Source organism: Rhodoferax sp. UBA5149, assembly GCF_002413825.1.
In the GTDB taxonomy this organism is placed as follows: Bacteria; Pseudomonadota; Gammaproteobacteria; order Burkholderiales; family Burkholderiaceae_C; genus Rhodoferax.
Genome location: NZ_DHXT01000082.1, coordinates 1 through 272, shown reverse-complemented (window position 1 = coordinate 272; position 272 = coordinate 1). Strand labels below are relative to the sequence as shown.

The window sequence follows — 272 nt, the reverse complement described above, 5'->3', positions numbered from 1 at the left end:
ACGGTTTTGTGATCGGGCAGGCTGTCCAGGAATTGCCGGACACTGGTGTCGTGGCGGTAGACCAGAAACGCATGGTCCCAGAGATCGACCAGATGGGTCTTGGCCAGCGTCTTGATATCGGAAAAATCCATCACCATGCCGTTGTCGGATTGACCGTCTTTGTCAATCACCGCGCCGACCAGCGTGATGAGCAGGGTATAGCGGTGCCCGTGCAGGTTGCGGCACTGGCTCTTGTGGTCGGGGATGCGGTGGCCGGCATCGAATTCCAGCTT

1 protein-coding gene is annotated in these 272 nt (G+C 58.5%); it reads right to left on the bottom strand.

What is annotated here, in order from left to right:
* Nucleotides 1–272 (bottom strand): 6-carboxytetrahydropterin synthase (locus B3V69_RS06880; protein WP_296445036.1); only part of this gene is annotated, 272 nt, incomplete at both ends.